Origin of the sequence: Frateuria sp. (assembly GCF_035695185.1) — a bacterium.
Lineage (GTDB): Bacteria > Pseudomonadota > Gammaproteobacteria > Xanthomonadales > Rhodanobacteraceae > Frateuria_A.
This window is the reverse complement of the sequence record NZ_DASSES010000103.1, coordinates 24,793-39,070: the sequence shown is the minus strand read 5'-3', so window position 1 is coordinate 39,070 and position 14,278 is coordinate 24,793. Positions and strand designations below refer to the sequence as shown.

Sequence of the window (14,278 nt, the reverse complement as noted above, 5' to 3'; positions counted from 1 at the left end):
ACGTTGGGCAGGCGGTTGGCTTCGGGCACGCGCACGTTGTCGAAGAACAGCGCGGAGGTGACCGAGGCGCGCAGGCTCATCTTCTTGTGCACTTCCTGCGCGGTGAAGCCGGCGCTGTCGGTCGGCACGATGAAGCCCTGGATGCCGTCCTCGGTCTGCGCCCAGACGATCGCGATGTGGGCCAGGTTGCCGTTGGTGATCCACATCTTGGCGCCGTTGAGGACCCAGTCGCCGCCGTCCTTCTTCGCGTTGGTCTTCATGTTGGCCGGATCGGAGCCGCCGTGCGGCTCGGTCAGGCCGAAGCAGCCGATGATCTCGCCCGCCGCCATCTTCGGCAGGTAGTGCGTCTTCTGCTCTTCGGTGCCGTAGGCGTAGATCGGGTACATGCACAGCGAACTCTGCACCGAGGCGAAGCTGCGCAGGCCCGAATCGCCGCGCTCCAGCTCCTGGCAGATCAGGCCGTAGCTCACGCCGTTCATACCGGCGCAGCCGTACTTTTCCGGGATCGTCGCGCCCAGCAGGCCGAGGTTGGCGATCTCGGGGATCAATTCCTTGGGGAAACGGCCCTGGTCGAAGCAGTCGCCGATGATCGGCAGCACCTTCTCGTCGACGAAACGTCCGACGGTATCCTGCACCATGCGCTCCTCGTCGCTGAGCAGCGAACGGACGTCGTACAGGTCGAGCGGGTCGAGACGGGCGGCCATGCTTGGATTCCGATGGAGGGACAAGCCCGGCATTCTACCGCCCGCGATGGCGGCAGGTCATGCCGGGGCGCCTGCCCACCTGCCGCCCTGCCTCCACCCACTCGGAACACCCATGTTCAAGGGCGTACTACTCGGCTTTGCCTGCTACGCGGCCTATGCGATCAGCGATGCCTTCGTCAAATCCCTGCACGGCACGCTGCCGGCCTTCGAAGCGGTGTTCTTCGGGGCGGTGCTCGGCCTGGTGGCGATTCCGTTCATCCGCAAGCCGGGCGACCGCTGGCACGAGGTGTTCGTGGCCAAGCGCCCGTCGTTGTGGTGGATCCGCGCGGTGACCGGTGCGGTCTGCAACGTGTCTGCCGTGGTGGCGTTCACCCACCTTCCGATGGCCGAGACCTTCGCGCTGATCTTCCTGATGCCGATCTTCGTGACGGTGCTGTCGGTCGTGTTCCTGAAGGAACACGTGGGCTGGCGGCGCTGGTCGGCGGTGCTTGCCGGCTTCGTGGGCGTGCTGGTGGTGCTGCGCCCCGGTCTCCGTCACCTGGGCCTGGGCCACGTCGCGGCGATCACGTGCGGCATGGCCGGCGCCATCTCGGTGGTCGCCCTGCGCATGGCCGGCGCGCACGAGAAGCGCGTCAGCCTGTTCGGTGCCGGGGTGATCGGCCCGCTGGTGGCGGGCGGCGTGCTGATGCTGCCCGCCTTCGCCTGGCCGACCCTGCAGCAGTGGGGCCTGCTGGCCGGCTACGGCCTGCTCGCCGGGCTGGCGGGTGTGCTGCTGATGCTGGCCACCCAGCTGGTACCCGCCAACCGGGTGGCACCGACGCAATACAGCCAGATGCTGTGGGCGATCGGCTTCGGCTACTGGCTGTTCGGCGACACGCTGGACTGGCCGATGCTGGTCGGCATCGTGCTGATCCTGGGCGCCGGGCTGTTCACGCTGGTGCGCGAGGAGCAGGTGACCGGCTGGTGGCGCCGGATGAAGCTGGTTGCCTGAAGCGCGCAGACCGGCACGGGCTTACCTGCGTCGGCCGAGGTCCGACAGCAGCTCCACCTGCAGCTCCTGGATCCGCACCAGCCGCTCCCATTGATGGGACAGCAGATGGTCGACCTTTTCGTGGAGATGCCGGATCTCCAGCTCGGCCTTGAGGTTGATCTTGTAATCGTGCTGCGAGCGGAGGCGGTCCTTCGCCTCCTGCCGGTTCTGGCTCATCATGATCACCGGCGCCTGCACCGCAGCCAGGCACGAGAGCACCAGGTTGAGGAAGATGTAGGGGTATGGATCCGGCGGATGGCGCCAGAGCACGAAGGAATTCAGGCCGATCCAGGCGAGCAGGAACAGGGCGAAGAAGGCGAGGAAGGTCCAGCTTCCGCCGAAGGTGGCGATGCGGTCCGCCAGGCGTTCGCCCAAGCTCCACTGCCGGTCGAATTCGCGCTCGATGTCGGTCGAGACCAGTTCGTGCTCGCGCAGGCTGCGCAGCACGTCGTTCTCGAGCGAGCTGAGCTCGCCCCGCTCCGATTCCAGCAGGTCGTGGACGTAGGCGGCACGCGCCCGGGCCAGGTCGGCACGGCAGACGGGCCGCTCGGGCGTCCATCCGGGCGCCAGCTTGCCCAGCTCCTGGGCCACCTCGGGACGCACCAGTTCGCCCGGCACCAGTTCGCGTGCCGGCACTTCCCTGCCGCAGACGGTGCAGGTCCCCATGGCGTGTTTGCCCACAGCCGTATCCTCCGGATGCCCCGCACGAGCCTAGCACCGCCGCCTGGCGGAAGGCTCAGCGGTTGCTGACCCCATGCGGCACGTGGCCGGTGGCGACGTGCCTGCGCGCGGACTCGACGTTGGCGGGCGAGTCGTCGAAGAAGATGTCGGCGCCGAAGGCATCCAGGAACGGCCCCTTGTCGCGCCCGCCCAGGAACAGGGCCTCGTCGATGCGCACTCCCCAGCGGCGCAGGGTCAGGATCACCCGCTTGTGCGCGGGTGCCGAGCGGGCGGTCACCAGCGCGGTGCGGATGGGCGAGTCCTCGGCCGGGAAGGCGGTCTGCAGCCGGTGCAGCGCGGTGAGGAAGCCGCGGAACGGGCCGACCGAGAGCGGCTCGGCAGCCTGTTCGGTCTCGCGGCGGTGGAACGCCTCCAGGCCCTCCTCGCGGGAGACGCGCTCGCCCTCGTCGCCGAAGATCACCGCGTCGCCGTCGAAGGCGATGCGCAGCTGCTCGCTGGCGCGTGGCGGTGCGGTGCTGGGCAGGATGGTCGCGGCGGCGACGCCCGCGGCCAGCGCGCGGCCCACATCTTCGGCATTGGCCGAGAGGAACAGGTCGGCCTTGAACGGGGCGATGTAGTCGGAGGTGGGGGCGCCACTGGTGAACGCGGCGCGGCTGATCTCCAGCCCGTAGTGCTGGATGGCGTTGAAGATGCGCAGGCCGGTGTCGCCGGAATTGCGCGACAGCAGGATCACCTCCACCGGCGGCTTGTCGCCCGCGAGCTTGTTGAGCCCCAGCAGCTTCTGCACCAGCGGGAAGGCCACGCCCGGCTTGAGGATCTGGTCCTCATGCTCGATCTGGAAGCGGCGGTAGGCATCCAGGCCATCCCGCTCGAACAGGGCATGGCTGTCGCCGAGGTCGAACAGCGCCCGCGAGGAGATCGCGACGACCAGGCGATTGTCGGTGCTGGCGCCGGGGTCGTGGGCGCTCGGAGTCGCGGGCATCATGCGGGCAATCTAGCAAAGGGGACGGGATTTGGGGACGGCCGGAAGGGCGCGGGAATCGTGGGCCGGGAGTGCGGCTGCAACGTACCTTCCACCCTCGCGCGTGCGCCCATTGCCCGCTCCGTCCCGTCACTCGGCGGCGAACTGTTCGTCCAGGATCCGCTGCTCCAGATTGTGTTCCGGATCGAACAGCAGCTTCACCCCGCACTCTTCCGCCTGGCAGATCTTCACCGTGCGCACGTTGCGTACCTCCAGGAAATCGGCCGTGGCGCTGACCGGCCGCTTGCCGGGTTCGAGCACGCGCAGGGTGACCACCGTGCGGTGCGGCAGGATCGCCCCGCGCCAGCGGCGAGGACGGAACGGGCTGATCGGCGTCAGCGCCAGTACGTTGGCGTCGAGCGGCAGGATCGGCCCGTGTGCCGAGAGGTTGTAGGCGGTGGAGCCGGCCGGCGTGGCGACCATGATGCCGTCGCACACCAGCGCCGCGAGCTTCACCTCGTCGTTGAGCTTCACCTCAAGGTGCGCGGCCTGGTTGGTCTGGCGCAGCAACGAGACCTCGTTGAAGGCCAATGCGAACTGTTCGTTGCCGTCCGCATCGGTGGTGCGCATCTGCAGGGGGTAGAGCACGGCGGCATGGGCACGCTCGATCCGCCCTGGCAGGTCGTCGAGCTGGTGCTTGTTCATCAGGAAGCCGACCCGGCCGAGCTTCATGCCGTAGACCGGCAGGTCCAGCGCACGGTGGGCATGCAGGGTGCGCAGCATGAAGCCGTCGCCGCCCAGCGCCACGATGACCTCGGCCTCCAGCGGCGGCAGGTCGCCGTAGCGCTCGGCCAGCTTGCGGCGGGCCTGCTGGGCGACGGCGGTGTCGCTGGCGACGAAGGCGAAGCGCATGGGCATCCGGCGTGGCAGGGGATGCTTCGAGCTTAGCGCAGCGCGTGACGTCGTAGCAGGCTTGGCCTTTCCTGCTCGCGGAGGAGAGCCGGGGAACTTGCTCCCTCCCCTGCTTGCAGGGGAGGGTTGGGGAGGGGTGCTCTCCGCTCCGGACGAAACCACCCCCTCCCAACCTCCCCCTGCAGGCAGGGGGAGGAGCCATGCGCGGCGAGGTCCCGCCTCTAGATCATCCCACCGGCACCTGCGCGAGCTGCGCCAGGCGGCGGACGGCCACCGAGGCGATCGGATAGTCCGCGTTCTGGGTCAGGATCTCGGCGAGCATGCTGCGGGTGTAGTTGAGCGTGGGATCGTCACGCTCCAGCCAGGCCTGCACCGGCGAGACATCCTTGCGGTCGCCGGCCAGCGCGAGCACCTGCTGGGCCAGCGCACGATGCTGGTGATTGAGCTCGTCCAGCAGCGAACCGCGTGCCTGCGCATGCCAGTGGCCTTCCACCGGCAGCGCTTCGATCTGCCCGCGCAGCCACTCCAGGTCGAGCGCCTCACCCAGTTCGTAGAATACGCGGGCGACGGTGGTGATCGGCTGGCCGCTCTGCTGGGCGACCTCGCACATGTCCAGCACCGCGCGCAGCACCGGCATCCGCGCCAGCCGCAGGGCCAGCCCGGCCGGCACGCCCAGGCCTTCCCACTTCTCGCAGCTGAGCTCGAAATCGGCCTTGCCGGTGCCGGTCAGCACATCGGGCAATGCCTGCCGCAGCGCAGTGACGCCCGCCTGGTAGCGGTCGACGTTGGCGGCGATGTCCAGGCTGGCACCGGGGCGGTTGAGCAGCCAGCGGGTCATGTGCCGCAGCTGCGACCAGATCTGCATGATCGCGTCGATCTGGGTGTCCTCGGCGACCTTGCCGTCGAGCGCCTCGATCTCGGCCCACAGCTCGCGGGCATCGAGGATCTCGCGCGCGGCGGTGTACGCCTTGGCGATCGCCGCCGGCCCCTGCCCGGTGTCCTCCTGCATGCGCAGCATGAAGGTGGCGCCCATGCGGTTGATCGTCGAGTTGGTCACCGCGGTGGCGATGATCTCGCGCTTGAGGCGGTGGCGCTGCATGTTCTCGGCGTACTTGCCGTGCAGCGGCTCGGGGAAGTAGCGCACCAGCTCCTTGGACAGGTACGGGTCTTCCGGCACGTCCGACTCGAGCAGTTGCTGGTACAGCTTGATCTTGTCGTAGGACAGCAACACCGAAAGCTCCGGACGGGTCATCCCCTGGTGGCGCGCCTTGCGCTCGGCCAGCTCCGCGTCCGAGGGCAGGTTCTCGACCTGGCGGTCGAGCAGGCCCTGGGCCTCCAGTTCACGGATGAAGTGCGCCATAGAACCCAGTCGCTTGACCGACTGGTGCTCCATCAGGGTGATCGCCTGGTTCTGCCGGTAGTTGTCCCACAGCACCAGCTCGCCGACTTCGTCGGTCATCGCGGCCAGCTGCTTGTTGCGGCCTTCCTCGGTCAGCTCGCCGCGCCGCACGGCGTCGTTGAGCAGGATCTTGATGTTCACCTCGTGATCGGAGGTGTCCACGCCGGCGGAGTTGTCGATGAAGTCGGTGTTGAGCAGCACCCCGTGCTGGGCTGCCTCGATGCGGCCCTTCTGGGTGAAGCCCAGGTTGCCGCCCTCGCCCACGACCTTGCAGCGCAGGTCGGCGCCGTTGACGCGCAACGCATTGTTGGCGCGGTCGCCGACATCCGCATTGGTTTCCTGCGACGACTTCACGTAGGTACCGATGCCGCCGTTCCACAGGAGGTCGACCGGTGCCTTGAGGATCGCGCTCATCAGTTCGGCCGGGGTCAGCTGCGCGGCGTCGCCCTTGATGCCGAGCGCCTCGCGAACCTGTGGCGAGATGGGAATCGACTTGGCGCTGCGCGCGTACACGCCGCCACCCTCGGAGATCAGCGACTGGTCGTAGTCCTCCCAGCTCGAGCGCGGCAGCTTGAACATGCGCTCACGCTCGGCGAACGACCTGGCCGCATCCGGGTTCGGGTCCAGGAAGATGTGACGATGGTCGAATGCGGCCAGCAGGCGGATGTGCTCGGACAGCAGCATGCCGTTGCCGAACACGTCGCCGGACATGTCGCCGATACCGACGCAGGTGAAGTCCTGCGTCTGCGAATCGCGACCGAGCGCGCGGAAGTGGCGCTTGACCGACTCCCACGCACCCTTGGCGGTGATGCCCATGCCCTTGTGGTCGTAGCCGTTCGAGCCGCCGGAGGCGAACGCGTCGCCGAGCCAGAACCCGTGCTCGATCGAGATGGCGTTGGCGATGTCGGAGAACGTCGCCGTGCCCTTGTCCGCCGCGACCACCAGGTACGGGTCGTCCTGGTCGTGGCGCACCACCTCGTGCGGCGGCACGACCTTGCCCTCGACCAGGTTGTCGGTGATGTCGAGCAGGCCGTTAATGAACATCTTGTAGCAGGCGATGCCCTCGGCCAGCTGCGCGTCGCGATCGCCGCCGACCGGCGGACGCTTGACGAAGAAGCCGCCCTTGGAACCGACCGGCACGATCACGGTGTTCTTGACCATCTGCGCCTTGACCAGGCCGAGCACCTCGGTGCGGAAATCCTCGCGGCGGTCGGACCAGCGCAGGCCGCCACGGGCGACCGCACCGAAGCGCAGGTGGATGCCTTCCACGCGCGCGGCCGAGACGAAGATCTCGCGATAGGGCACCGGCTTGGGCAGCTCGGGCACCTTGTGCGAGTCGAACTTGAAGCTGATGTAAGGCCGGTAGGCGCCATCCCACTGCTGGAAGAAGCTGGTGCGCAGGGTGGCGCGGATCACGCCGAGGAAGCTGCGCAGGATGCGGTCGTCGTCCAGGCTGGAGACGTTCTCCAGCAACGTGGCCACCGCCTCCTCGGTCACCGCCACCTGCTCGGCGCGCGGGCGCGAGAGCATGCCGACCAGGTTGTCGACCAGGTGCGGCTGTGCGGATTGCACGTTGCCCGGGATCAACACGCGCATCTCGGCGTCGAGCAGCTGGCCCGCGGTCTGGAGCTCGTCGGCCGTGAGGCTCTCGCGGCGCGGGTCGAACTTGGCGTTGAACAGCTCGACCAGCAGGCCGGCGATGGCCGGGTAGCGGTTGAGCGCGTCCTCCATGTAGGCCTGCGAGAACGACACGCCGGTCTGCAGCAGGTACTTGCAGTAGCCGCGCAGCATGGCGACCTGCCGCCAGTTGAGCTTGGCCCCCAGCACCAGGCGGTTGAAGCCGTCGTTCTCGGCGTTGCCGCGCCAGATCTGCTCGAAGGCGTCCTCGAACAGCTCGCCGACCTGCTCGACGGAGAAGGTGAGGTGGCCGACCGGCTGCACCTCGAAGTCCTGGATGAACAGCGGCGTGCCGCCGGTGCGCACGTCGTAGACATGCTCGGTGAGCACGCGCAGGCCCAGGTTCTCCAGCTGCGGCAGCACCTCGGACAGGGCGATGTCGCTGCCGGAGCGGTAGACCTTGAAGCGCAGTTCGTCCGGCCGCTGCGGCGGGTGGTAGAAGGACATGCGCACGGCATCGTCGCCCTCGAGCTGGGAGAGCTCGTGGACGTCCTCGGCAGCCACCTCCGGACTCACTTCGTCGACGTAGCCCACCGGCAACGCCTTGACGTAGCGGTTGGCCAGCACCACGCCCTCGTGGTCGCCACGCGCGGCGACCAGCGCGTCGCGCACGTCGTCGTGCCAGTTGCGCACGATCGCCGCGACCGCCTGCTCCAGCGCGGCGCTGTCGTAGGTCGCGCGGTCGCCGATCTTCGGGCGCACCACCACGTGCAGGCGGGCCAGCGCAGCCTCGCCCATCAGCACCGCCGAGTCGATGTGCTCGCCGTGCAACGCCTCGCGCAGCAGGTTCTCGATGCGCTCGCGGACGGTGGTGTTGAAACGCTCGCGCGGCACGAACACCAGGCAGGTGTAGAAGCGGCCGTAACGGTCGCGGCGCACGAACAGGCGCGTGCGGGCGCGCTGGCGCAAGTCGAGGATGCCGCAGGAAATCCCGAACAGCTCGTCTTCGCTGCTCTGGAACAGTTCGTCGCGCGGCAGCGTTTCCAGAATGTGGCGCAACGACTTGCCGGAGTAGGAATCGCGCTTCAGGCCCGAGCGGCACAGCACCGCCTCGACCTTCTGGCGCACCAGTGGCACGTCCTGCGGACGGGCCATGTAGGCGTTGGAGGAGAACAGGCCCAGGAAGCGCTGCTCGGCCACCGGCTTGCCGGCGTCATCGAAGCGGAGCACGCCGACGTAGTCCATGTAGCCCGGACGATGTACGTGCGAGCGGGCGTTGGTCTTGGTCAGGATGACCGCATCGGTCGAACCCGACTGCGGCAGTTCCGAGGCGACCAGGCTGCGCAGCGAACGCGGCGCCACCGAGCGTTCGCTGCCGCGCAGGATGCCCAGGCCGGAATCGTTGACGGCACGCAGCACTTCCTCGCCGTCGGCCTCGGTCACCTCGTACTCGCGGTAGCCGAGGAAGGTGAAGTTGTCGTCCGCCAGCCAGCGCAGGAAGGCCGAGGCCTCGCCAACCGCACTCTCGCCGAGCGGCAGCTTGCGCTGCGGCAGGTCCGCGGCGATCGCCAGCGCCTTGTCGCGCATCGCCGACCAGTCGCCCACCGCGACGCGCACGTCCTCCAGTGCCGCCTCGACGCGGGCCTTGAGCGCGGCCTGTGCCGCCTCGTCGGCCACGCGGTCGACCTCCAGGTGCATGACCGACTCGGGCTTGCCGCCGCCATCGCCCAGCTGCTGCAGCTGCCCCTTGGCGTTGCGCGTGGCGTTGACCACCGGATGGATCACCCCGTGGATCTGCAGGTCGTCGGAGGCGACCATGCTGACCGTGTCGACCAGGAACGGCATGTCGTCGGTGACGACCTCGATCACGCTGCGGCCGGCGTGCCCGCTCTCGGGGTTGAACACACGCACCTTGGCGCGCCCCGGTTCGCGCTGCTGCAGGAAATCGAGCATGCCGCCGATGAGTGATGCCCATTCCGACGGCGTGTGCAGGTCGACGTCGCTGTGCGCCATCCGCGCGAAGAAGGCACCGATAAAAAATTGCGCCTCATCAAGGCGCCCGGTCGCAAAGCCGCTTTTCTTCAGTTCCTCGAAGACAGCTGGGGGAACCGAGCTGTCGCTGGTCGCGCGAATGGCATTCATGGCATCTGCTTGTCAGTGGAAACGGATGGGGCCCACGCTGGGGAGGCGTAAAGCCCGAAAAGGATACGCCTGGTGCCGGGGCGATTCCACCGATGAGCCCCGTTGCGGCGGGCTTGTCGGGCCTGCGGACGCAGCCCGGTTCAGGGTTCATGGGCGGCGGGTCGGCGGAGGCTCCCGCAGCGGCCCGGGAGGCGGCCAGGCGGTCGTTGGGCACAACTTCGCGCAGTGCACAAGATCTTGGCCGTGGCGGTTCGTAAATGTAAACTGGCCGGTATAGTTGCGCCTTTTGCAGCGTCGGCGGCCCCCACCGCCGGCGGGCCGCGTCACGACCATTGGCACTGGTCGACCACGTCCGCGCCCGTATGCTCCCCGGCTTCCCCGCCGCACCCTGATCACGCCTCATAAGAATGGAGTTCCCATGAAGTCCACGACAACGCGCACCCTGGCCCTGTGCCTCGGCATGCTTGCCCTGGCCGCCTGCGGCGGCAAGGACCAGCCGCAGGGGCCGCAGCAGATGCCGCCGCCGCAAGTGGGAGTGATCACCCTCAAGGCGCAGACCGTACCGCTCACCCGGGACCTGGTCGGCCGCCTGTCCGCATTCCGCAGCGCCGATGTGCGCGCCCGCGTGCCGGGCGTGCTGCTCAAGCGCACCTACGAGGAAGGCACCGACGTCAGGAAGGGCCAGTTGCTGTTCCAGATCGACCCGGCGCCGCTGAAGGCCACGCTGGGCGCGGCCCAGGCGAGCCTGGCGCAGGCGCAGGCCAGCTACACCAATGCCAAGGTCAATGCCAGCCGCGCCCGCGAACTGGCTCCGAAGGGCTACGTCTCCAAGGCGGACCTGGACAATGCGCTGGCGACCGAACGCAGCGCCGCGGCAGCCGTGCAGCAGGCGCGCGCCTCGGTGCAGTCGGCACAGATCAACCTCGGCTACGCCGACGTGCGCTCGCCGATCGATGGCCGCGCAGGCCAGCAGCAGGTGACCGAGGGCGCGCTGGTCGGCCAGGCCGAGGCGACGCTGCTTACCACCGTCGACCAGATCGATCCGCTGTATGTGAACTTCACCATGAGCGTCGCCGAACTCGAGCAGCTGCGCCAGGCGCAGGGCCAGGGCAGCGTGTCGCTGGCCGGCAACGACAGCGCCCAGGTGCGCGTGGCCCTGCCCGACGGCAGCACCTACGGTGAGCCCGGCACCCTGGACTTCTCCTCGACCACGGTCGACCCGGCCACCGGCGCGGTGAAGTTGCGCGCGCGCATCCCCAATCCCGCGCACGCCCTGCTGCCGGGCATGTACGTGACGCTCGAGGCTTCGCTGGGCCAGCGCCACAACGTGTTCCTGGTCCCCCAGGCGGCCGTGCTGCGCGACACCACGGGCGCCTACGTGTACACCCTGGGGGCCGGCAACAAGGTTGTCCGCAACGGCGTCACCGCCAGCGCCATGCAGGGCGGCGACTGGGTCGTCACGAACGGCCTGAAGGCCGGCGAGACGGTCGTCGTCTCGGGCGTGCAGAACGTGAAGGAAGGTGCGCCGGCCAATCCGTCCCCGTGGCAGCCGGCGGCGTCGGCGGGCAACGCACCGGCCGCCGCCAAGGGTCCGGCCGCGGCCGCGACCGCGCGCCGCAAGTAACGGAGCCCGACGATGCCGAGTTTCTTCATCAACCGCCCGATCTTCGCCTGGGTGGTGGCCATCCTGATTTCGCTGGGCGGCGTGCTGGCCATCCTCAACCTGGGCGTGGAGTCCTACCCGAACATCGCCCCGCCCTCGGTGACGGTGAGCGCCTCCTACCCCGGCGCCAGTGCCGAGACCACCGAGAAGACGGTCACCCAGGTGATCGAGCAGCAGCTGACCGGCATCGACCACCTGCTGTATTTCAGTTCCTCCTCGAGCGCCAATGGGCGCGCCAACATCACGCTGACCTTCGAGAGCGGCACCGACCCGGACATCGCCCAGGTGCAGGTGCAGAACAAGGTCGCGCTGGCCACGCCGCGCCTGCCCTCGGAGGTGACCCAGCAGGGCGTGGTGGTGGCCAAGGCCAATGCCGGCTTCCTGATGGTGGTCGCACTGAGGTCCGACAACCCGAACATCGACCGTGACCGGCTCAACGACATCGTCGGCTCGCAGGTGCTCGACCAGATCTCGCGCGTGCCGGGCGTGGGCAGCACCAACCAGTTCGGCTCCGAGTACGCCATGCGCATCTGGCTCAATCCGGACAAGCTGCACGGCTATGGCCTGTCGGCCACCGAGGTGCTCAACGCGATCCGCGCGCAGAACGTGCAGTTCGCCGCCGGCTCGATCGGCGCCGATCCGGCCCTGCCCGGCCAGGGGATCATGGCCACGGTTTCCACCGAAGGCCGCTTCACCAGCCCCGAGCAGTTCGCCGGCATCATCCTGCGCGCCAACCCCGACGGCACCACGGTCAAGCTCGGCGACGTGGCGACCACCAGCTTCGGCCCGGGCAACTACGGCTTCGACACCAGCGTGGACGGCAAGCCGATCGGCGCCTTCGCGATCCAGCTGCTGCCCGGCGCCAACGCGCTCAACGTGGCCACCGCCGTGCGCAGCAAGATGGATGAGCTGGCACCCAGCTTCCCGCCGGGCGTGAGCTGGTTCAGCCCGTACGACAGCACCACTTTCGTGAAGATCTCGATCGACGAGGTCGTGCACACGCTCGTCGAGGCGATCATCCTGGTGTTTCTGGTGATGCTGCTGTTCCTGCAGAACATCCGCGCCACCATCATCCCCACGCTGGTGATCCCGGTCGCGCTGCTGGGCACCTTCCTGGGCATGCTGGTGCTGGGCTTCACCATCAACCAGCTGACGCTGTTCGGCATGGTGCTGGCGATCGGCATCGTGGTCGACGACGCGATCGTGGTGATCGAGAACGTCGAGCGCATCATGACGGAGGAAAACCTGCCGCCGAAAGAGGCCACCCGGAAAGCGATGGGCCAGATCACCGGCGCCGTGGTGGCGATCACCGTCGTGCTGACGGCGGTGTTCGTGCCTTCGGCGCTGCAGCCGGGCGCCACCGGCATCATCTACCGCCAGTTCGCGCTCACCATCGCGGTGTCGATGGGGTTCTCCGCGTTCCTGGCGCTGTCGTTCACGCCGGCGCTGTGCGCCAGCTTCCTGCAGCCGGAACACCACAAGAAGAAGAACGTGGTCTTCCGCAAGTTCAACCAGCTGTTCGACTGGACCACCCGCACCTATACCGGGCACGTCGGTGGCGCGGTACGGCATGCGCCACGCTGGATGTTCGTGTTCGTGGTGATCGCGGTGCTGGCCGGATTCCTCTACACCCGCCTGCCCGGCAGCTTCCTGCCCGAGGAAGACCAGGGCTACGCGATGTCGGTGATCCAGCTGCCGCCCGGCGCCACCAAGCAGCGCACGCATGAGGTCATGGAGCGCATGCTGACGATCCTGCACAAGGATCCGGCGGTGGAGACCGTGCTGCAGGTCACCGGCTTCAGCTTCATCGGCGCCGGCGAGAACGCGGGCATGGCTTTCATCAAGCTCAAGGACTGGTCCGAGCGCGACGGCACCGCCGCCGACTTCATCCAGCGCGCCAACCAGGCGCTGTTCCAGATCCGCGACGCGCGCATCTTCGTGGTCAACATCCCGACCGTGCAGGGCCTGGGCCAGTTCGGCGGTTTCGACATGTACCTGCAGGACCGCAGCGGCGCCGGCCGTGCGGCACTGACCCAGGCGCGCAACACCCTGCTGGGCAAGGCGGGCCAGGACCCGCTGCTGACCGGGGTGCGGCCCAACGCGCTGGAAGACGCCCCGCAATTGCACCTGGACGTCGACCGCGTGCAGGCGCAATCGATGGGCCTGTCGGTGAACGACATCTACAACGCCGTCGGCCTGATGCTGGCGCCGGTGTACGTCAACGACTTCACCTACGGCGGGCGCGTCAAGCGGGTGATCATGCAGGCCGACGCGCCCTACCGCATGAGCCCCGACGCGCTGCAGCACTTCTTCACCCCCAGCACGCAGACCGCGTCGGACGGCACCCCGGAGATGATCCCGATCTCCAACGTGGTGCATACCAGCTGGGAAATGGGTTCGCCCTCGCTGACCCGCTACAACGGCTACGCGGCCGTGGAGATCGTCGGCTCTCCGGCCCCGGGGCATGCCTCGGGCGAGGCCATGGCCGAGATGGAGAAACTCGTCACCGACGACCTGCCCAAGGGCTACGGCTTCGACTGGACCGGCCAGTCCTACCAGGAAATCCTTTCCGGCAACGCCGCCACGCTGCTGATGGTGCTGTCGATCGTGATCGTGTTCCTGGCGCTGGCCGCGCTCTACGAGAGCTGGTCGATCCCGGTCTCGGTGCTGCTGGTGCTGCCATTGGGCCTGCTTGGCGCGGTGGTGTTCACGCTGCTGCGCGGGCTGCCCAACGACATCTACTTCAAGATCGGCCTGATCACGGTCATCGGCCTGGCGGCCAAGAACGCGATCCTGATCGTGGAGTTCGCGGTCGAGCAACAGGCACACGGCCGCACCCTGCGCGAAGGCGTGATCGAGGCGGCGCGTCTGCGACTGCGTCCGATCCTGATGACCTCGCTCGCCTTCATCCTCGGCGTGTTCCCGCTGTTCGTGTCCAGTGGCGCCGGCGCCAATGCACGCCATGCGATCGGTACCGGCGTGATCGGCGGCATGCTGTTCGCCACCTTCCTGGGCGTGCTGCTGATTCCGGTGTTCTACGTGGTGGTGCGCCGGCTGCTCGGCGACAAGCTCGACGGCGATGGCCCGGCTCGTCCTGGCCTCGACGGCCCGCACACGTTCGATTCCGACCCGCGCCGCGGGCACTGATGTCCTGCGCCCTCTCCCCTCC

The 14,278-nt window shown here is 68.2% G+C and carries 8 protein-coding genes; 3 read left to right on the top strand and 5 right to left on the bottom strand.

Features of this window, described 5'->3' with window-relative positions; genetic code table 11:
* Positions 1 to 704: acyl-CoA dehydrogenase family protein (locus tag VFH59_RS08155; RefSeq protein WP_325164386.1), on the bottom strand; the 704-nt coding region annotated here is incomplete at its 3' end.
* A 112-nt stretch (positions 705 to 816) separates the two neighbouring features.
* Between VFH59_RS08155 and VFH59_RS08150 the strand changes: the two genes are divergently transcribed.
* Complete coding sequence (locus VFH59_RS08150) at positions 817 to 1,695, top strand: DMT family transporter (protein ID WP_325164385.1); 879 nt, start codon at positions 817 to 819, stop codon at positions 1,693 to 1,695.
* 21 nt (positions 1,696 to 1,716) lie between these two features.
* Here the strand turns inward: VFH59_RS08150 and VFH59_RS08145 are convergent, their stop codons facing one another.
* The 4 genes from VFH59_RS08145 to VFH59_RS08130 all read right to left on the bottom strand — a co-directional run bounded on the left by VFH59_RS08145 (position 1,717) and on the right by VFH59_RS08130 (position 9,446).
* Positions 1,717 to 2,415 (bottom strand): DUF1003 domain-containing protein, encoded by a 699-nt coding sequence (locus VFH59_RS08145; protein ID WP_325164384.1) that lies wholly within the window; start codon positions 2,413 to 2,415, stop codon positions 1,717 to 1,719.
* A 55-nt stretch (positions 2,416 to 2,470) separates the two neighbouring features.
* A complete protein-coding gene (locus VFH59_RS08140; protein WP_325164383.1) occupies positions 2,471 to 3,400 on the bottom strand; it encodes a 5'-nucleotidase in 930 nt (309 codons plus the stop codon).
* Between the two features lie 126 nt (positions 3,401 to 3,526).
* Positions 3,527 to 4,288, bottom strand: coding sequence for an NAD kinase (locus VFH59_RS08135; RefSeq protein WP_325164382.1), 762 nt, complete (start codon positions 4,286 to 4,288; stop codon positions 3,527 to 3,529).
* A 226-nt stretch (positions 4,289 to 4,514) separates the two neighbouring features.
* A complete protein-coding gene (locus VFH59_RS08130) occupies positions 4,515 to 9,446 on the bottom strand; it encodes an NAD-glutamate dehydrogenase (RefSeq protein WP_325164381.1) in 4,932 nt (1,643 codons plus the stop codon).
* Between the two features lie 418 nt (positions 9,447 to 9,864).
* Between VFH59_RS08130 and VFH59_RS08125 the strand changes: the two genes are divergently transcribed.
* Positions 9,865 to 11,070, top strand: a complete 1,206-nt coding sequence (locus tag VFH59_RS08125) for an efflux RND transporter periplasmic adaptor subunit (protein ID WP_325164380.1) — start codon at positions 9,865 to 9,867, stop codon at positions 11,068 to 11,070.
* A gap of 12 nt (positions 11,071 to 11,082) precedes the next feature.
* Positions 11,083 to 14,256, top strand: coding sequence for an efflux RND transporter permease subunit (locus tag VFH59_RS08120; RefSeq protein ID WP_325164379.1), 3,174 nt, complete (start codon positions 11,083 to 11,085; stop codon positions 14,254 to 14,256).
* Positions 14,257 to 14,278: the final 22 nt, after the last annotated feature.

What these genes read in the sequence shown, in the direction of transcription:
- VFH59_RS08150 (WP_325164385.1), top strand. Translation starts at nt 817, where the DNA reads ATGTTCAAGGGCGTACTACTCGGCTTTGCCTGCTACGCGGCCTATGCG.
- VFH59_RS08140 (WP_325164383.1), bottom strand. Translation starts at nt 3,400, where the DNA reads ATGATGCCCGCGACTCCGAGCGCCCACGACCCCGGCGCCAGCACCGAC.
- VFH59_RS08120 (WP_325164379.1), top strand. Translation starts at nt 11,083, where the DNA reads ATGCCGAGTTTCTTCATCAACCGCCCGATCTTCGCCTGGGTGGTGGCC.
- VFH59_RS08135 (WP_325164382.1), bottom strand. Translation starts at nt 4,288, where the DNA reads ATGCGCTTCGCCTTCGTCGCCAGCGACACCGCCGTCGCCCAGCAGGCC.
- VFH59_RS08125 (WP_325164380.1), top strand. Translation starts at nt 9,865, where the DNA reads ATGAAGTCCACGACAACGCGCACCCTGGCCCTGTGCCTCGGCATGCTT.
- VFH59_RS08130 (WP_325164381.1), bottom strand. Translation starts at nt 9,446, where the DNA reads ATGAATGCCATTCGCGCGACCAGCGACAGCTCGGTTCCCCCAGCTGTC.